At 68.5% G+C, this 17,830-nt stretch carries 16 protein-coding genes; 10 read left to right on the top strand and 6 right to left on the bottom strand.

The genetic code is table 11. The features are described from left to right. The 3 genes from AC06FB_RS15975 to AC06FB_RS15965 form a co-directional block, all read right to left on the bottom strand. Positions 1–216, bottom strand: a 216-nt coding sequence (locus AC06FB_RS15975) for a hypothetical protein (RefSeq protein ID WP_478053882.1), incomplete at its 3' end; no start/stop codon positions are given. Positions 217–294: 78 nt separating this feature from the next. Further along, positions 295–1,668 carry an AmpG family muropeptide MFS transporter gene (locus tag AC06FB_RS15970; protein ID WP_277381313.1) on the bottom strand — a complete coding sequence of 458 codons (1,374 nt, stop codon included), beginning with the start codon at positions 1,666–1,668 and terminating at the stop codon, positions 295–297. Next, positions 1,665–2,465, bottom strand: a complete 801-nt coding sequence (locus AC06FB_RS15965) for an exodeoxyribonuclease III (protein WP_053516492.1) — start codon at positions 2,463–2,465, stop codon at positions 1,665–1,667. The genes AC06FB_RS15970 and AC06FB_RS15965 overlap by 4 nt, the downstream gene beginning before the upstream one ends. 162 nt (positions 2,466–2,627) lie before the next feature. Here AC06FB_RS15965 and pyrE point away from each other — a divergent pair, with 162 nt between their 5' ends. The 8 genes from pyrE to AC06FB_RS15925 all read left to right on the top strand — a co-directional run bounded on the left by pyrE (position 2,628) and on the right by AC06FB_RS15925 (position 12,055). Continuing rightward, positions 2,628–3,287: an orotate phosphoribosyltransferase gene (gene pyrE, locus AC06FB_RS15960; protein ID WP_065174233.1), complete on the top strand. Its 660-nt coding sequence runs from the start codon at positions 2,628–2,630 to the stop codon at positions 3,285–3,287. Between the two features lie 19 nt (positions 3,288–3,306). Beyond that, on the top strand, positions 3,307–3,969 hold the full coding sequence (locus tag AC06FB_RS15955) for a hypothetical protein (RefSeq protein ID WP_065174232.1): 663 nt from the start codon (positions 3,307–3,309) through the stop codon (positions 3,967–3,969). 174 nt (positions 3,970–4,143) lie between these two features. Then, complete coding sequence (locus tag AC06FB_RS15950; RefSeq protein WP_053516498.1) at positions 4,144–4,236, top strand: potassium-transporting ATPase subunit F; 93 nt, start codon at positions 4,144–4,146, stop codon at positions 4,234–4,236. Between the two features lie 12 nt (positions 4,237–4,248). Further along, positions 4,249–5,955, top strand: a complete 1,707-nt coding sequence (gene kdpA, locus AC06FB_RS15945) for a potassium-transporting ATPase subunit KdpA (protein ID WP_459040855.1) — start codon at positions 4,249–4,251, stop codon at positions 5,953–5,955. 10 nt (positions 5,956–5,965) lie between these two features. Next, a complete protein-coding gene (gene kdpB / locus AC06FB_RS15940) occupies positions 5,966–8,023 on the top strand; it encodes a potassium-transporting ATPase subunit KdpB (protein WP_197600100.1) in 2,058 nt (685 codons plus the stop codon). Next, complete coding sequence (gene kdpC / locus AC06FB_RS15935) at positions 8,020–8,670, top strand: potassium-transporting ATPase subunit KdpC (protein WP_065182000.1); 651 nt, start codon at positions 8,020–8,022, stop codon at positions 8,668–8,670. The genes kdpB and kdpC overlap by 4 nt, the downstream gene beginning before the upstream one ends. A gap of 36 nt (positions 8,671–8,706) precedes the next feature. Continuing rightward, entirely contained in the window at positions 8,707–11,361 is a 2,655-nt protein-coding gene (locus AC06FB_RS15930) for an ATP-binding protein (protein ID WP_478053881.1), read from the top strand. Beyond that, entirely contained in the window at positions 11,342–12,055 is a 714-nt protein-coding gene (locus AC06FB_RS15925) for a response regulator transcription factor (RefSeq protein ID WP_053516504.1), read from the top strand. The genes AC06FB_RS15930 and AC06FB_RS15925 overlap by 20 nt, the downstream gene beginning before the upstream one ends. 38 nt (positions 12,056–12,093) lie before the next feature. On the opposite strand, the gene AC06FB_RS15920 is transcribed toward AC06FB_RS15925, so the two are convergent. The 3 genes from AC06FB_RS15920 to coaBC are packed head-to-tail and all read right to left on the bottom strand — an operon-like array spanning position 12,094 to position 16,181. Continuing rightward, positions 12,094–14,436 (bottom strand): phosphomannomutase/phosphoglucomutase, encoded by a 2,343-nt coding sequence (locus tag AC06FB_RS15920; RefSeq protein WP_478053880.1) that lies wholly within the window; start codon positions 14,434–14,436, stop codon positions 12,094–12,096. Positions 14,437–14,448: 12 nt separating this feature from the next. After that, the gene (dut, locus tag AC06FB_RS15915; protein ID WP_053516506.1) at positions 14,449–14,922 is read right to left on the bottom strand and encodes a dUTP diphosphatase; all 474 of its coding nucleotides are present in this window, start codon (positions 14,920–14,922) and stop codon (positions 14,449–14,451) included. After that, positions 14,919–16,181: a bifunctional phosphopantothenoylcysteine decarboxylase/phosphopantothenate--cysteine ligase CoaBC gene (coaBC, locus tag AC06FB_RS15910; RefSeq protein WP_065182002.1), complete on the bottom strand. Its 1,263-nt coding sequence runs from the start codon at positions 16,179–16,181 to the stop codon at positions 14,919–14,921. Before coaBC ends, dut begins: the two co-directional genes overlap by 4 nt. A 227-nt stretch (positions 16,182–16,408) precedes the next feature. Between coaBC and AC06FB_RS15905 the strand changes: the two genes are divergently transcribed. Both AC06FB_RS15905 and radC read left to right on the top strand, forming a co-directional pair. After that, on the top strand, positions 16,409–17,035 hold the full coding sequence (locus tag AC06FB_RS15905) for a response regulator (protein ID WP_065182003.1): 627 nt from the start codon (positions 16,409–16,411) through the stop codon (positions 17,033–17,035). Between the two features lie 70 nt (positions 17,036–17,105). Continuing rightward, on the top strand, positions 17,106–17,810 hold the full coding sequence (gene radC, locus AC06FB_RS15900; RefSeq protein WP_065174506.1) for a RadC family protein: 705 nt from the start codon (positions 17,106–17,108) through the stop codon (positions 17,808–17,810). Positions 17,811–17,830: the final 20 nt, after the last annotated feature.

Genomic DNA, 17,830 nt, shown 5'->3' with positions numbered 1-17,830 from the left:
CCCGGCCGGCAGCGCCTGCAGCGCGATGATGGCCGCAGCGAGCGCATCGACCTCGGTATCGCCAAAACCGGAGCGGACCTCCAGCTCGCTGCTGAACAACCCTTGTTCCAGCAACGCCGCACAGGTCTGTTCGTGGCTCCAGCCACGGGCAACCGCGACCCGCCGGATGCGTTCCAGCAGCAGCGGGTCCAGGTCCCGCAGCACAACATCAGCCATGCTCACTTCCCCGTTCGCAGGGCACCGCCCCCTCGGCGCGTCGGGGGCGATGATCCCGCAGACCGGGCGGGCAGGCAATCAGGCGGCGCTTGCGACCTGGCGACGGCGCTGCTGCACGATCAACAGAGCGCACAGGATCACCACAGGGATCGCCACCAGCGCGGTGCCAACGAAGAACAATGCGTAGCCTTCCAGCAGCGTGCGGCCCTGCGCGAGCGTCTGTACCGACCACCCCGAGAGTCCCTTTAGGGCCTTGCCGGGCATCGCGTAGAACGAGCTCAGCAGCGCGTACTGGGTCGCGGTGTATCCGATGCTGGTCAAGCTCGACATGTAGGCGATCAACGCCGTACCGGCGAAGCCGCTGGCGAAGTTGTCGATCGCCATGGCCACGGCGAAATGGGTTGTGTCCGGGCCGGAATAGGCCAGCCAGGCAAACGCCAGATTGGAGGCCGGCCCCAGCACCGCGCCCACCATCAGCGCGGCCAGCACGCCCCAGCGGACCGAGACCAGGCCCGCTGCGGCAATGCCGACAAATGTCGCGACAAGCCCCACCGAGCCACGCACCGCGCCTACGGTATCCTCGTCCAGGCCGAGATCGACATAGAAAGGATTGGCCATCGGGCCCATGACGAAGTCGGCCATGCGATACACGCTGATGGCCACCAGGATCAGGATCGCGCCGCTGCGGTGCTCACGGACGAAGGCGATGAACGGCCCGGCCACGGCGTCGAACAGGCCCCGCGGCGTCCACAGCGAGGTCGCCTGGGCCTGGACGGCAGCCACCTCCCTGGCGGGTTCCCGGGCCATGACCACGGCCACCACGCCAAGCGTCATGAGTACGGCCATGATCTCGTACGAGACCTGCCAGCCGACACGGGCCGCGATGATCAGGATCAGCGCATCGGTGACCAGCAGTGCGGTGCGATAGCCCAGCGCCGAGGATGAGGTCAGCAGGCCGAGCTGCTCGCTGTTGTCAGCACTTTCAATGCGCCAGGCATCGATGACGATGTCCTGGGTGGCCGAAGCAAATGCCACGATCACGGCCATCACGCCGAACACGACGATGTGCTGCCAAGCGATACCCAGGAACTGGATCTGGCCCCCCTTGGGCTGGACCAGCGCCATGCCGACCAGGCCCACCACCACGACCAGCTGCGACAGCAGCATCCAGCCGCGGCGGCGGCCAAAGCGGCCGAACAGAGGCACGTCGGTCTTGTCGACGATCGGCGCCCACAGGAACTTCATGGTGTAGGCCAGCCCGACCCATGACAGGAAACCGATCGTGCTCAGCTCGATGCCTTCCTTTCGCATCCAGAAGCCGAGCGTGTTGCCCACCAGGTAGATCGGCAGGCCGGAACTGAAGCCGAGCAGCAGCATCGCCAGCACCTTGCGCTGGCTCAGGTTGGACAACACCTGCTGCCACGGTCGGCGTGGCCTGGCCGCCTCGCTCACAGGTCGTAGTCCACGGTGAACGGGGCGTGGTCGGAGAAGCGCTCTTCGCGGTAGATCGAGCAGCCACGCAGTTTGTCGCGCAGGCCCGGCGTGATGAACTGGTAGTCGATGCGCCATCCCACGTTGTTGGCGCGGGCCGCCCCGCGGTTGCTCCACCAGGTGTAGTCCTCCCCGGTGGGATTGAGCAGGCGATACGCATCGGCCCAGCCACGACCGGCCGCCACGTCGGTGGCCTGGCCATGATCGGCGCACAGCGCGTTGAGCCAGTCGCGCTCTTCGGGCAGACAGCCGGAATTCTTCTGGTTGGACTTCCAGTTCCTGATGTCCAGCGCCGACCGCACGATGTTCCAGTCGCCACACAGCACGTAGTCGCGACCGCTGCGCGCCCACTCCTCCAGGATCGGCCGCAGCCACTCCATCACTTCGAACTTGAATCCCTGGCGCAGGTCGCCGGAGCTGCCGGACGGAATGTAGAAGGACACCACGCTGAGGTTGCCGAAGCGCGCCTCGATATAGCGCCCCTCATCGTCGAACGGCGCCCAGCCCAGCGAGGTGATGACCTGGTCCGGTTCCCGCCTGCTGTAGATCGCCACGCCGCTGTAGCCCTTCTTGGTGATGGCATCGCGGTAGAAGCAATGGTGTCCGTCGGGCCGGAACATCGGGTCGGTCAGCTGGTCTTCCTGGGCCTTGGTCTCCTGGAGGCACAGGACGTCGGCGTCCTGGGCGCGGAACCAGTCGAGGAAGCCTTTGGTCGCGGCGGAACGGATGCCATTGGCGTTGAAACTGATGATGCGCATGCGGGGGACCTACGGCGGGAAACCGGGCAAGCATACCGGTTGGCTGCTGGGCTGCGCAGTCCGGCGGACGCGGCCGGACGGCCCCCCGGAAGAGCGCCGACGAGCGCGGAAGGCCCGGCTGCATTAGGATTTGTGCTCCAAATGAAGATGAATCGAGTTTTGATGAGCGACCACCGTCACCGTTTCCTGCAGCTGGCCCTGACCGCCGACGCCCTGCGCTTCGGCCAGTTCACCCTCAAGTCCGGCCGGCTGAGCCCCTATTTCTTCAACGCCGGTCGCTTCGACTCCGGCTCGCTGCTGTCCCAGCTCGGCGCCTGTTATGCCGATGCCATCGACGCCAGCGGGGTCAAGTACGACGTGGTGTTCGGCCCGGCCTACAAGGGCATTCCGCTGGCCACGGCAATGGCCTGCGAGCTGGCCCAGCGTGGCCGCGACCTGCCGCTGTCGTTCAACCGCAAGGAAGCCAAGGACCATGGCGAAGGCGGCCAGCTGATCGGCGCCGACATGAATGGCAAGCGCGTGCTGATCGTCGATGACGTGATCACTGCGGGTACTGCGATCCGCGAAGCGCTGGCCATCATCCGCGCGGCAGGCGGCACTCCGGCCGGCATTGTGGTCGCTCTGGATCGCCAGGAGATCGCTTCGGAAGCCGATCGCCGCTCCGCGGCGCAGGCAGTGGCCGAGGAAGCCGGCATCCCGGTGATCGCAGTGGCTTCGCTGGGCGACCTGCTTGATTTCGCCTCGGGAAACCCGGAACTTGTCGGCTACCGGCAGCCGCTGGAAGCCTATCGGGCCCAGTACGGCGTCCGCTCCACACGCTGACCGCCAGGGGGAAGGTCGCATGTCCCGAATTCCTGCTGTTCTCTTCGCCGGCCTGCTGCTGGCCCTGCCGTTCACCGTGGCGGGGCAGTCGCGGGGCGGCGACAAGGTCGAGAAGAAGCTGTACTGCTGGAACGAGGGCCAGGAGCGGATCTGCAGCGATGCGCTTCCTGCCGATGCGGTCAACCACGCGCGCGACGAGTTCAATGCCCGCAGTGGGCTGCGCAATGCGCAGGTGCAGCGCGCGCTGACCGACGAAGAACGTGCCGCCGCCAGTACCGCGGCGGCACAGCAGCAGCTGGACCGGATGGCCGAGCAGACCCGCCAGCGCACCGAGCAGGCGATGCTGACCACCTACGGCAGCGAAGACGACCTGCGGCGGGTGTTCGCCGAGCGCCAGGAAGTGCTCGACAACAACCTCAAGACCGCCCAGTACAACGTGGCCAGCCTGCGTGAATCGCTGGTCGCGCTGCTGTCGGCGGCCGGCGACCGCGAGCTGGCGGGCGCCAAGGTGGGCGACCCGCAGGCCGAAGCGATCCGCCAGCGGCACGTACAGCTGCAGTCGCAGCAGCGCCTGCAGTCCGGCTTCCTGCAGCAGCAGCAGGCGTTGAAGGCGGAGATCGAAAGCACCCTGCAGCGCTATCGCGAGCTGAAGGGCCTGGCGCCGGCTGCCCCGGCTGGCTGAAAACGCTCCTGCCGCCGGGCATGGCCCGGCGCTACCCGTGGCCAGGTTACGGCCTGACGCGCGGAATTTATGCAGTCTTTACGCGCCGGCCCGGTCCGCCGGGTAGTGCGTTTACGGGGCGCAGGCCGACCATGACGGCCTGAGGTGGAGGGGTTCCACCAGGACGCAATTCCCATGTCCCCCTGGCTGTCGTTGGTGTGTGGCGTGCTGGTGCTGATCGCCGCCGCCTATCTTCTGTATGTCGTGCTGCGGCCCGAGTCGTTCTGAGCGGAGCCGGCCATGATTGAAATTCTTGTCATTCTTGCTGCCAGCGTCGCGCTGGCATGGCCGCTGGGACTGTACCTGGCGCGCGTGATGCGCGGCACGCCGATGAAGGTCGACGTGCTGTTCCGTTGGATCGAAACGCCGCTGTACAAGGTCTTCGGCGTCGATCCCGCACGCTCGATGTCCTGGCGTGGCTACGTGCTGGCCTTCCTGCTCAGCAATGGGGTGGTGGCGGTGCTGACCCTGGCGGTGTTCATGACCCAGGCGTGGTTGCCGCTGAATCCGGACCAGATCCCGAACATGCGCTGGGACACCGCGCTGCACACGATGATCTCGTTCCTGACCAACACCAACCAGCAGCACTATTCGGGCCAGGCGCAGCTGTCCTACCTCTCGCAGATGACCGGGATCACCGGTCTGCAGGTGGTGACCCCGATGATGGGCCTGGCGCTGGCGGTGGCCACACTGCGCGCGCTGTTCGCGCCGGCGCCGCAGTCGGCCACAGGCAGCGCCGGCGATGACCGCCAGGTCGCAGTGGGCAACTACTACGCCGACGTGGTGCGCCTGTGCGTGCGCGTCCTGTTGCCGCTGTGCCTGCTGTGGACAGTGCTGCTGACCAGCCAGGGCGTGCCGTCGACGCTGGCGGCGGGGCCGCAGGCTACGCCGATCGATGCCTCCGCCGGCATGACGACGCAGAAGCTGCCGCTGGGTCCGGTCGCGGCGATGGTCGCCGCCAAGCAGCTGGGCGCCAATGGCGGCGGCTGGTATGGCCCGAACAGCAGCTTCCCGCTGGAGAATCCGACGCCGGTTTCGAACCTTCTCGAAGTGATCGGCATCCTGCTGGTACCGATGGCGGTGATCTTCATGATCGGGGCATTCACCGGGCGACGTCGCTTCGGCGCGCTGGTGTTCGTCTGCATGCTGGGAATGTCGCTGCTGTCCACCGGCGCCATGGTGTGGAGCGAAGGCCACAGTGCCAGTGCGGCCACGCCCCTGCTGATGGAGGGCAAGGAAGTACGTTTCGGCGCCGACGGCACCGCGTTGTGGGCGGCGGTGACGACGCAGGTGTCCAATGGCTCGGTGAACGGCATGCACGATTCGCTGGCCCCGCTGAGCGGTGGCATTGCCCTGGTCAACATGCTGGTCAGTGCGATCTGGGGTGGCATCGGCTGCGGCCTGCAGCAGTTCATCGTCTACCTGTTGCTGGGCGTGTTCCTGGCGGGGTTGATGACGGGCCGGACGCCGGAACTGTTCGGTCGCAAGCTGGAGACCCCGCAGGTGCGCCTGCTGGCCCTGCTGGTGCTGCTGCAGCCCATCACCCTGCTGGTGTTCACCGCGGTCACTCTGGCCGTGCCCGGCCTGGCCGGCACCTCCAATCCCGGCTTCCACGGCATCAGCCAGGTGTTCTACGAATACGTATCGGCCTACGCCAACAACGGTTCGGGCTTCGAGGGACTGGGTGATGCCACGCCGTGGTGGAACCTGAGCTGCTCGCTGGTGCTGCTGCTGGGTCGCTTTCCGCTGCTGGTGATTCCGCTGGTGGTTGCTGCCCAGCTCGCCGCCAAGCGGCAGGCACCGGAATCAGCGGGCAGCCTGCAGATCGAAACCCCGACGTTCGCCCTGACCCTGGTGTCGGTGATCGTCATCCTGACCGTGCTGCAGTTCATGCCGGCGCTGGTGCTTGGCCCGATCGCCGACCACCTGAGCCTGGGACTGCATTGAGGACACCCCCATGAGTAGCCACGCAACCTCAACCCGTAACCCGCTTGCGTCACGCCCTGCCCTGCTCGATGCGGCCGGCCTGCGCCGCGCACTGGTCGACGCCGTACGCAAGCTTTCACCGATGCATCTGGTGCGCAGCCCGGTGATGGCGGTGGTGATGGCCGGCACGATCGTCGCCGCGACCATCACCCTGACCGGCAACGCTCCACTGGGCTTCGGCCTGGCGGTGACCGCGATCCTGCTGGTCACCGTATTGTTCGGCAACTTCGCCGAGGCCGTCGCCGAAGCACGCGGGCGGGGCCAGGCCGCATCGTTGCGCCGTGCCCGCCAGGACCTGGTGGCGCGCCGACTGGCCGCCCCGCAGCCAGGAGCCGCAGAAACGCAGGTGCCGGCCGCCGAACTGCGCCCGGGCGACCACGTCATCGTCAGTGCCGGCGAGCTGGTGCCAGCCGATGGCGAGATCGTGCAGGGCCTGGCCACCATCAACGAAGCGGCGGTAACCGGCGAATCGGCACCGGTGCTGCGCGAAGCGGGTACCGATCGCTCCGGCGTGATCGGCGGTACCAAGGTGCTGTCCGACCAGATCGTCGTGCGTGTGACCGCCGAGCCGGGCCACAGCTTCCTGGACCGGATGATCGCGCTGGTGGAAGGCGCCAACCGGCAGAAGACACCGAACGAGGTCGCCCTGACCCTGCTGCTGGCGGCGATGACGCTGACCTTCCTGGTGGTGGTGGCGACATTGCCGGCCATCGGCGCCCATGTCGGCGTCCAGGTCGATCCACTGCTGCTGATCGCACTGCTGGTCTGCCTGATCCCGACCACCATCGGCGGATTGCTGCCGGCCATCGGCATCGCCGGCATGAACCGCGCCCTGGCGGCCAACGTGCTGGCCAAGTCGGGCAAGGCGGTGGAAGTGGCCGGCGACGTCGATGTGCTGCTGCTGGACAAGACCGGCACCATCACCTACGGCGACCGCCAGGCCAGCCACTTCCATGCGTTGGCCGGGATCGACGCCAGCCAGCTGCGCGACGCGGCCTTGTTGTCCTCGCTGGCCGACCCGACCCCGGAAGGCAAGTCGATCGTGCGCCTGGCACGCGAGCAGGGGTGCACCACCGCCGAGCCGGAGCAGGCCGTCTACCTGGCCTTCAGTGCGCAGACCCGCATGTCCGGCGTTGACCTTGCCCATGGCCGGCAGATCCGCAAGGGTGCGCTGGATGCGATCCGTAACCATGTGCAGGCGCAGGGAGGCGTGGTGCCGGCCGAGCTGGGCGGGCGCGTCGAACAGGTCGCCCGCAACGGCGCCACGCCGCTGGTGGTGGCGGAAGGTCGCCATGTGCTGGGCGTGATCGAACTGTCGGACGTGGTCAAGCACGGCATGCGCGAGAAGTTCGCACAGCTGAGGGCGATGGGCATCCGGACGGTGATGATCACCGGTGACAACCCGCTGACCGCGGCCGCCATCGCTGCCGAAGCCGGCGTCGACGACTACATCGCCGAAGCCCGGCCCGAGGACAAGCTGGCACGCATCCGCCAGGAACAGGCCGGGGGCCGTCTGGTGGCGATGGTCGGCGATGGCACCAACGATGCGCCGGCGCTGGCCCAGGCCGACATCGGGCTGGCCATGAACTCCGGCACGCAGGCCGCCAAGGAAGCCGGCAACATGGTCGACCTGGATTCGGATCCGGCCAAGCTGCTGGCGGTGGTGGAAGTAGGCAAGCAGCAGCTGATCACCCGCGGCGCGCTGACCACCTTCTCGCTGGCCAACGATGTCTCCAAGTACTTCGCGATCCTGCCGGCGCTGTTCGCCGCGGCGGTACCCGCGATGGCAGCGCTGAACGTGATGCAGCTGTCCAGTCCGCGCAACGCGGTGCTGGCCGCGCTGATCTTCAACGCCCTGGTGATTCCCGCTCTGATTCCGCTGGCTCTGCGCGGCGTGCGCTTCCGCCCGGCCACGGCCACCGCGCTCCTGCGCCGGAACATGCTGGTGTACGGCCTGGGTGGCGTGCTGCTGCCGTTCGCGGCGATCAAGGCGATCGACCTCCTTCTTGTCCTGGTATCCGGCTCATGAACCGCTCTGCTTCCACTTCTTCTTCCCTTCCGCGCGAAGCCAAGGCCGCATCCCGCATGGCCCGCCTGCAGGACGACGCCAGCTGGCGCCCGGCGATCGGCCTGGGTGTGGCGACCCTGCTGCTGGCCGGTGCGGTCTACGCCGGCATCGCCACCGGTTTTGCCGGCCTGGCGTACCCGATGCAGGCCGAAGGCAGCCTGCTGCGCGATGGCAGCGGCCAGGTGCGTGCGTCGGCGTGGCTGGCGCAGCCGTTCACTGGCGATGGCTACTTCCAGGCGCGGCCATCGGCCGCCAACTATGACCCGATGGCGGCGGCCGGCTCCAACCTGGCACGCAGCAACCCTGCGTTGACCGAGCGCGTCGCCGCAAGCACGGCTGCGGTCGCAGCGCGCGAAGGCGTCGCACCGGACCAGGTGCCGGCGGACCTCGTCACCCAATCCGGCGGCGGGCTCGATCCGCAGCTGACGCCGGCGGCGGCGCAGTTGCAGGTGGCCCGCGTGGCGCGTGCCCGGGGCCTGCCGGTGGAACGTGTGCAGGCGCTGCTGCAGGCCCACACCGAGGGACGCCAATGGGGTCTGTTCGGCCAGCCGCGGGTGAACGTGGTGACGCTGAACTTCGCGCTGGACCACGCAGCCGCCAGGCCGTGATGCGATCGTGCACCCGCTGCGCGCACAATGGCCGCCATGACTGACCTGCGAACCCGCCAGGCCGACGCCCTGGTGGAAGGCCTGCAACGCGAAGCCGGTGGCAAGCTGACGGTATTCCTCGGCGCGGCGCCGGGCGTGGGCAAGACCTACACGATGCTCAACCGCGCGCAGGAACAGCTGCGCCGGGGGGTCGACCTGGTGGTGGGTCTGGTGGAGACGCACGGCCGTGCCGATACCCAGGCGCTGCTGGAAGGACTGCCACGGCTGCGGCTGAAGGACGTGGCCTACCACGGCCACGCCCTGCAGGAAATGGACCTGGATGCCGTGCTGGCGCGGCGCCCGGCGCTGGTGCTGGTCGACGAACTGGCACATCGCAATGCACCGGGCAGCCGCCACGAGCGACGCTGGCAGGATGTCATGGAGCTTCTGGATGCGGGCATCGATGTCTGGACCACGGTCAACATCCAGCACCTGGAAAGCCTCAATGACGTGGTGATGCGCATCACCGGGGTGCGGGTCAGCGAAACCGTGCCGGACGGTGTGCTCGACCGCCTGCACGACATCGTGCTGGTGGACCTGCCGCCACGCGAACTGATCGCCCGCCTGCAGCAGGGCAAGGTGTACGTGCCGGAGCAGGCGGCACAGGCACTGCAGGCGTTCTTCTCGCCGGCCAACCTGACCGCACTGCGCGAGTTGGCCATGCAGGAAGCCGCTGATCGTGTCGACAGCAGCCTGCGCGAGACCCGTGCCGCACGCGGCGAGGGCAACCTGCCGCTGCGCCGCGGCGTACTGGTGGCGATCGATGGTGGCGGGCAGAGCGAGTATCTGGTGCGGGTCGCGCGCCGCATTGCCGAACGGCGCGATGCGCCGTGGACGGTGGTGACGGTGCAGGGACGACGCCAGGACGAAGCAACCCGACGCGAGATCGACGCGGCGTTCGCGCTGGCACGTCGCCTGGGCGGCGATGCCGAACTGCTGCATGGCTCCAGCATCGCCGATGCCCTGCTCGACCACGCCGCGCACAACGGTGTCTCGACCCTGGTGCTGGGCCGCACCCGCGAGCGGCCGCTGGCACGGATGTTCAACCGCACCCTGACCCAGCAGCTGATCCAGCGCGGTGCGCACTACGAAATCACCATCATCAGCACGCCGCAGGCACGTGCGCGTTCGCGCCGCGAAGGCCTGTTGCCGCCGGCGCGCGGCATCAACCACGAACCACTGCAGGCCCTGCTCGCCACCGCGCTGGCCTGCCTGGTCGCGTGGCTGGTTGAACGCTGGGTGGGCATGGCCGACCTGTCGATGGTGTTCATCGTGGCGGTCGTGCTGGTCGCAGCCCGCACCCGCGCCAGCGTGGCGGTCATGGCCGCGATCCTGTGCTTCCTTGCCTACAACTTCCTGTTCATCGCACCACGCTTCACCTTCGCCATCGGCGCACGCCAAGGCGTGATCACCGTGTTCCTGTTCCTGGCAGCGGCACTGGTGGCCGGGCGCCTGGCATCACGGCTGCGCATGCAGGTGATCGCCCTACGGGCCGCCAACCGTCATGCGCGCGCGCGGCAGCAGCTGGGGCGACAGCTGGCCAGCGCTGCCGGCGATGGCGAGGTGGCACTGGCCGGCCGCCATGCGCTGGAGCAGGCGATGGACGTGCCGGCATGGCTGCGGATCGGCGTGGACACCACCGCCGGCGGCCGCACCCTGCCCGGCGACACCGACCTGGCTGCCGCCGACTGGGCACTGCGCCACGGCCAGCCCAGCGGGCGTTTCACCGATACGCTGGCCGGCGCGCAATGGTGGTTCCTGCCCCTGCTTGATGGCGAGGACCGTGCAATCGGCGTGGCCGGCCTGTATCTGCCAGGTGCACGCCTGCTGCCCGAGCAGCGCCAGCTCGCCGAAGCGATGGTGGACGACATTGCCCAGGCGGCATTGCGCACGCGGCTGGTGGCCGAGCTGGAGCGGGCGCACGTCAGCAACGAGACCGAGCGCCTGCGCTCTGCTCTGTTGTCTTCGGTATCGCACGATCTGCGCTCGCCGCTGGCGGCGATGATCGGATCGGCCGACAGCCTGGCCAGCTATGGCACGGCGATGGACGTGGCTGACCACCGCGCGCTGCTGGACACCATCCTGGTCGAAGGCGAACGGCTGGACCGCTACATCCAGAACCTGCTGGACATGACCCGGCTGGGCCACGAAGGCCTGAAGATCAACCGCGACTGGATCGGGGTGGACGAGTTGATCGGGTCAGCCGCGCGACGGCTGCAGCGCTACCAGCCCAACGTGAGGCTGGAACTGGATATCCCGCCGACCCTGGCGCCGATCTGGGTGCATCCGGCGCTGGTCGAGCAGGCAGTATTCAATGTCATGGAGAACGCGGCCAAGTTCTCCCCCGCCGATGCCGCGGTACAGGTGCAGGCGCGCGAACTGGACGGCCAACTGCGCATCGACGTGATCGATGCCGGTCCCGGCATCCCCGACGAAGAGCGGGCACGTATCTTCGACATGTTCTACAGCGTCGAGCGTGGCGACCGTGGCCGCCATGGTACCGGTCTGGGCCTGACCATCTGCCAGGGAATGATCGGCGCGCATGGCGGCAGCGTGCAGGCGCTGCCGGGACGTGACGGTCGCGGTACCCTGATCCGCATCACCCTGCCCCTGCTCAAGCCAGCCTCCCACGATGAGCCCGACCCCGATTGATGCGAGCGTACCGGCCCCGCGCGTGCTGGTGATCGATGACGAGACCCAGATCCGCCGTTTCCTGGATATCAGCCTGCGGGCGCAGGGCTATCAGGTCAGGCAGGCCGCGACCGGCCAGGAAGGCCTGCAGCTGGCTGCCAGCGAGGACATGGACCTGGTGATCCTGGATATCGGCCTGCCGGACATGGAGGGCCACCAGGTGCTGGAGCAGCTGCGGCAATGGAGCCAGGTGCCGGTCATCATGCTGACCGTACGTGCCGGAGAAGCGGAAAAGGTGCGGGCGCTGGACAACGGTGCCAACGACTATGTGACCAAGCCCTTCGGCACGCAGGAACTGATGGCGCGGGTGCGCGCGCTGTTGCGGACACGCAGCGTGCCGACCGATGGCACGCCTCCGGTATTCGACGACGGCCATCTGCATGTGGACCTGGTGCGCCGGGAAGTGGCGATCGCGGGCGAACCGGTGGCGCTGACCCGCAAGGAGTACGCGCTGCTGTCGCTGCTGCTGCGCAATGCCGGCCGGGTGGTCACCCAGCCGCAGATCCTGCAGGAGATCTGGGGACCCACCCACCAGCACGACACGCACTACCTGCGCATCCTGGTGGGCAAGCTGCGGCACAAGCTGGGCGATTCGGCGCTGGATTCACGCTACCTGTTCACCGAACCTGGCGTCGGATTGCGGTTCAAGGGGTGAGGGTGTGCCGACCAACGGTCGGCACCCACCCGGATCGATCAGAACCCCAGCGGGGTGTCGCCGACGAACGGCTGCAGCTGACTGCGGAACAGTGCCTGGATGCGCTCCAGCGCCGCCTCGTCGTCGCCCTCGAAGCGCAGCACCAGTACCGGGGTGGTGTTGGAGGCGCGCACCAGTCCCCAGCCGTCGGGGAAATCCACACGCAGGCCGTCGATGGTCGACAGGCGGCCACCCACATACGGGTTGTCCGGCGACTGCGCTGCCGCCACCAGCATCGCCACCAGGGCGTGCGGCGTACCCTCGGACACCGGCACCTTCAGCTCCGGTGTGGCCACCATCTCCGGCAGTCCGGACAGCACCTCATCCGGGGTTTCCTCGCGCTGGGCCAGGATCTCCAGCAGGCGCGCGGCGGCGTACAGCCCGTCATCGAAGCCGAACCAGCGTTCCTTGAAGAAGAAGTGGCCGCTCATCTCGCCCGCCAGCTCGGCGTCGGTCTCGCGCATCTTCGCCTTCATCAGCGAGTGCCCGGTCTTCCACATCAGCGGGCTGCCGCCGTTGCGCAGCACGTGGTCGGACAGCTTGCCCGTGCACTTCACGTCGTAGATCACCATCGCCCCGGGATTGCGCATCAGCACATCGGCGGCGAAGAGCATCAGCAGGCGGTCGGCGTAGATGATCCTGCCCTCGCCGGTGACCACGCCCAGGCGGTCGCCGTCACCGTCGAAGGCCACGCCGAGATCAGCGCCAAAGCGTTTGACCGTCTGTACGAGGTCCTGCAGGTTGTTCGGCTCGCTGGGGTCGGGATGATGATTGGGGAAGGTGCCATCAACATCGCAGTAAAGCGGAATCACCTCGGCACCGATCGCTTCCAGCAGCTGCGGGGCCAGCGCACCGGCAACCCCGTTGCCGGCGTCGGCCACCACCTTCAGCGGGCGGTCGAGCTGCACGTCGTCGGCGATCCGCTGGATGTAATCGGCGCCGACATCGCGCTGCTGGTAGTCACCCGGTTCGGCCGCCTGCACAAGGCGACCCTCGACGATGCGCTGGTACAGGCCGGTGATGGCATCGCCGGACAGCGTTTCGCCGCCGATGACGACCTTGAAGCCGTTGTACTCGGGAGGATTGTGGCTGCCGGTCACCGCCACGCAGGTGCCGGTACGCAGGTGGAATGCGGCGTAATAGACGACCGGCGTGGGCGCCAGGCCGATGTCGATGACCGCGCAGCCGGCACGGCGCAGGCCTTCGGCCAGGCCGGCTGCCAGCTCGGGGCCGGACAGGCGCCCGTCACGGCCGATCACCACCTCGCGCAGGCCCTGTTCCAGCGCAGCGGTACCGATGGCCTGGCCGATCAGCGCGGCGGTCTTTGCCGTCAGTTCGCTGCCCACCACACCGCGGATGTCGTAGGCCCGGAAGATGCCCGCTGCCAGCGCTTCCGCCGGGACCGGCGGCGGAGGGGCCACTGTGGCGTCGGCGGCAGCTTCGGCGACCTGCGGTGGCGCCATCTGCAGGCTCTCGCGCAGCGTCGGGCCCTCATCCACCTCGACGGCGGACGTGCGCCGCGGCAGCGGCAGGCGCTTCGGCAGGCGATCGCGACCGACCAGCAGCAGCACGGCGATGAAGGCCAGCAGCAGCGCGACGATGCCGCTGGCCAGCGCGCCCAGACCGAGCGGGCCGGGTTCGACGTTGGGCACGGCCGCTGCCAGCCGCAGCGGGGTGCCGGCAATCGGCCTTGCCTGCGCCTCGGCGATCTGCGCCAGGCCGGAATCGCCCTGGGTGACCAGATCGTGCGTGCCCTGGCGCAGGCCGAGGAAACCACTGGCAGGTGCGCGGATCTGATCCAGCGGCGCGGTCAGGCGCAGCAGCGGCTGACGGACGTAGACCACCGCCGCCCCCAGACTGCCCAGTTGCACCGGCGCAGCCAGGCCGAGGCGGTTGCCTCCCCCATCGCGGACCACCCGCAGGCTCGGCCGGTCCTCGCCCAATGCCTGCTCCAGCAGGGCCAGGCGCGCATAGCCAAAGGTGGCCGGATCGGCGTAGGCAGCGGCCAGGTCGGCGCCCAGCACCTCCACCCGCTCCACGCCGGACCAGCTCTCGCGCAGGGCCAGCGCAGCGGCGGACGCATCGCCGGCCTGCAGCGCCTGCTGCAGGCGCTCGTTCTTCAACTGCTGCTGCAGCTGCTGCAACTGGCCACTGGCGGCCTGTTGCAGGCCCTGCACGGCCTGGTCACGCGCCTCTTCCAGCGCCTTGCCACCTGCCTCCTGGCGCCACTGCTGCACGGCGCTCCAGCCGAACCAGCCGGCCAGCAACACGAGCAGCACTGCCAGCAGCGGTGCGCTGCGCCCCAACGACCGTCCCTGCTGCCTTTCCCCGATGCCGCTCATCAATGTCCCCCGTCAACGCACCCCGGTATGGCCGAATCCACCCGTTCCCCGCACGCTGTCGGTGAAAGTATCCACCACCTGCAGGCTGACGCGGGCAATCGGAACCACCACCAGCTGCGCGATGCGGTCACCCGGCTCGATCGTGAAGGCCTCGCGGCCCCGGTTCCAGACGCTGATCAGCAGCGGACCCTGGTAGTCGGCGTCGATGAGGCCGGTGCCGTTGCCGAGGACGATGCCGTGGCGATGGCCCAGGCCCGAACGCGGCAGGATGACCGCGCACAGGTGCGGATCGGCAATGTGGATGGCCAGGCCACTGGGAACCAGCGCGGTATCGCCCGGCTGCAAAGTCAGCGCGGTGTCCAGCGCTGCGCGCAGGTCCATGCCGGCACTGGCCTCGGTGGCATACGCCGGCAGCGGCCAGCTGTCGCCGAAGCGCGGATCGAGCAGTTTGACCTGCAACGGTTGCGATGAAATCACCTGGGTCATGCCTGAAGCCTCCGCGCGATCAGCGCCAGCAGTTGTTCGGCCAGCTCGCGCTTGGAGGTCGCCGGGAATACCTGTTCGCCATCCTGCCAGAAGGCCGTGGCGGCGTTGTTGTCACTTTCGAAGCCACCGCCACTGATGCCGACCTGGTTGGCGATCACCAGATCCAGGCGTTTGTCGACCAGCTTGCCACGCGCGTACTTCTCCACGTCGTGGGTTTCGGCGGCGAAACCGACCACCAGCTTCAGCGACTGCGTCTGCGCGGCCACCTCGGCCAGGATGTCCGGGGTACGCACCAGTTCGATCACCAGTGACTGGCTGTCGGCGGTCTTCTTCAGCTTCTGCGGCGCCACCTGCCGTGGGGTGTAGTCGGACACGGCGGCGGCACCGATATAGATGTCGGCCGGCAGCGATGAGAGCACGGCGTCGCGCATCTGTGCGGCCGAGCGCACATCGACGCGCTGCACGCCGACCGGCGTCGGCAGCTGCACGGGACCACTGACCAGCACCACCTGCGCCCCCATCGTCGCCGCGGCCGCGGCCAGTGCGAAGCCCATCTTGCCGCTGCTGCGGTTGCCGACGTAGCGCACCGGGTCGATGTCCTCGTAGGTGGGTCCGGCGCTGATCAGCACACGCAGTCCCTGCAGCGCGCGGGTTGCCGCGGGCGCGGCAGGCGCCACGGCATTGCCGTTGGCCGCCAGCGCGGCAACGATGTCACCCGGCTCGGCCAGCCGCCCCGGGCCGGACTCACCCTCGGCCAACGGCCCGTCGACCGGTCCGATCACCTGCGCGCCCCGCTGGCGCAGCAGTGCGACGTTGGCCTGCGTGGCCGGATGCAGCCACATGCGATGGTTCATCGCCGGACACACGGTCAGCGGCGCGGTACTGGCCAGGCACAACGTGCTGACCAGGTCGTCGGCGTGACCATGGGCCAGCCGCGCCAGCAGGTCGGCGGTGCCCGGTGCGATCACGATGCGGTCGGCCCAGCGCGCCAGCTCGATGTGGCCCATGGCCTGTTCGGCGGCGCTGTCCCACAACGTAGTGCGGGTCGGCTGCCCGGACAGGGCCTGGAAACTGAGCGGGGTCACGAACTGCTGGGCGCCGGCAGTCATCGCCACCTGCACCAGCGCCCCGGCATCGCGCAGCCGCCGCACCAGTTCCAGGGCCTTGTAAGCCGCAATCCCGCCGCCGACACACAACAGCAGTTTCTGGCCTTCCAGCGCGCCGGCCGGCGCGGGGGATGCGTTGGGGGAGTCAGCCACCTGGAATTCCTGTGCAAACGAGGGCGCTAGCTTACCCGATGGTCGGTAATGTCCCGATGCACAGCGCACATAGCTGGCAGCTATCAGCAGATGGAACTTCCACTACCGCAGTTCCCGGGTTCACCCGCCGATGATTCGGAACTTTCCTATACCCGTGCCCGGGTCGGCTTTGCAGAATCGGTACTGGCCACCTCCGGTGCGCCGCTCCGCTTCCCCGAGGATCCCGCGTGCAACCGCGCATCATCATCGCCGACGACCATCCGGTTGTACTGCATGGCATCCGTATCGTGCTGGAGGCTCACCAGATGCAGGTGGCCGGCAGCGCGGCCGACGGTGCCCAGCTGCTCGACCTGCTGCAGCGTGAAACCTGCCATGCCGTCCTCACCGACCTGTCCATGCCCGGCGCCGGCCCCGACGGCCCTGCGCTGCTGGGCGCACTGCGCGAGCGTCATCCGGGCCTGCCGGTGGTGGTGCTGACCGGTGCCCGCCACCCGGGACTGCTGGACAGGCTGCTGCGCGAAGGCATCGATGGCCTGGTCGACAAGTGCGCCGGCTTCGCCGAACTGCCGATGGCGCTCGCGGCAGCCATGTCCGGCCAGGTCTTCGTCTCACAGCAGCTGCGTCATCACCTGCAGTCGCGCGACCTGCTGTTCCAGCGCACACCGGTCTCGCTCTCCGCGCGCGAGCAGGAAGTCCTGCAGCTGCTCGCCGAGGGCCTGAACATCAACGCCATCGCGGCCCGCTGCGGCCGCAGCCCGAAGACGATCAGCCGGCAGAAGGCCGAGGCCAAGCGCAAGCTGGGATTGCAGAGCAACCAGGAACTGTTCGACTACCTGAAGACCGTGCGCGATTGAGGCATCGGCTGACGGTCATCGGCGGCAAGCGCCGATGGGAGCGCCGGGCGCCGCTGGCGATGATGCAGGCATGCCCATCCATGACTGGCCTGAACAGGAACGTCCCCGCGAGAAGCTGCTGGCGCGGGGTCCCACCATGCTGTCCGACGCGGAGTTGCTGGCGCTGTTCCTCGGCTCCGGGGTCGGCGGCCGCGATGCCGTGCAGACTGCACGCGACCTGCTGCACGCGCACGGTCCGCTACGGGTGCTGCTGGACCGGCCTGCCGGCGAGCTGGCACGACTGCCCGGGCTGGGGCCGGCCCGCAGCTGCACCCTTGCCGCCGGCCTGGAACTGGCCCACCGGTACCTGGCCGCCGAACTGCAGCACGGCGAAGCAGTTGGCGACAATCCCGGGGCGGTGGGGCGCTACCTGCAGCACCGTCTGCGCGGGCAGGCCCGCGAACTGTTCCTGGTGCTGTTCCTGGACAACCGCCACCGGCTGATCGCGTGCGAGGAACTGTTTGCCGGAACCCTCACCGCAGCGGCGGTCTATCCACGGGAGGTCGTCCGGCGCGCCCTGCAGCTCAATGCCGCCGCCGTGATCATCAGCCACAACCACCCGTCCGGCGACCCGGAGCCATCGCCGGCCGACGCGCGCATCACCGAGGAGCTGCAGCAGGCCCTGGCCCTGGTCGACATCCGCCTGCTCGACCATTTCGTAGTGGGCGAAGGCCGCCCTGTTTCGTTTGCTGAACGTGGCCTGCTGGGCCAGCGCCAGGCCCGCCTGTTCGGCTGAGCCCCGGCCCCCCGGCCGCC

The organism is Stenotrophomonas sp. Steno-C15 (assembly GCF_056393265.1).
The sequence above is the reverse complement of the archived record's forward strand: the minus strand, read 5'-3'. Positions and strand labels throughout refer to the sequence as shown.

Coding starts and splice junctions, on each gene's coding strand:
- AC06FB_RS15965 (WP_053516492.1), bottom strand. CDS start 2,465: ATGCGCATCATCAGTTTCAACGCCAATGGCATCCGTTCCGCCGCGACC.
- pyrE (WP_065174233.1), top strand. CDS start 2,628: ATGAGCGACCACCGTCACCGTTTCCTGCAGCTGGCCCTGACCGCCGAC.
- AC06FB_RS15955 (WP_065174232.1), top strand. CDS start 3,307: ATGTCCCGAATTCCTGCTGTTCTCTTCGCCGGCCTGCTGCTGGCCCTG.
- AC06FB_RS15950 (WP_053516498.1), top strand. CDS start 4,144: ATGTCCCCCTGGCTGTCGTTGGTGTGTGGCGTGCTGGTGCTGATCGCC.
- kdpA (WP_459040855.1), top strand. CDS start 4,249: ATGATTGAAATTCTTGTCATTCTTGCTGCCAGCGTCGCGCTGGCATGG.
- kdpB (WP_197600100.1), top strand. CDS start 5,966: ATGAGTAGCCACGCAACCTCAACCCGTAACCCGCTTGCGTCACGCCCT.
- kdpC (WP_065182000.1), top strand. CDS start 8,020: ATGAACCGCTCTGCTTCCACTTCTTCTTCCCTTCCGCGCGAAGCCAAG.
- AC06FB_RS15930 (WP_478053881.1), top strand. CDS start 8,707: ATGACTGACCTGCGAACCCGCCAGGCCGACGCCCTGGTGGAAGGCCTG.
- AC06FB_RS15925 (WP_053516504.1), top strand. CDS start 11,342: ATGAGCCCGACCCCGATTGATGCGAGCGTACCGGCCCCGCGCGTGCTG.
- AC06FB_RS15920 (WP_478053880.1), bottom strand. CDS start 14,436: ATGAGCGGCATCGGGGAAAGGCAGCAGGGACGGTCGTTGGGGCGCAGC.
- dut (WP_053516506.1), bottom strand. CDS start 14,922: ATGACCCAGGTGATTTCATCGCAACCGTTGCAGGTCAAACTGCTCGAT.
- radC (WP_065174506.1), top strand. CDS start 17,106: ATGCCCATCCATGACTGGCCTGAACAGGAACGTCCCCGCGAGAAGCTG.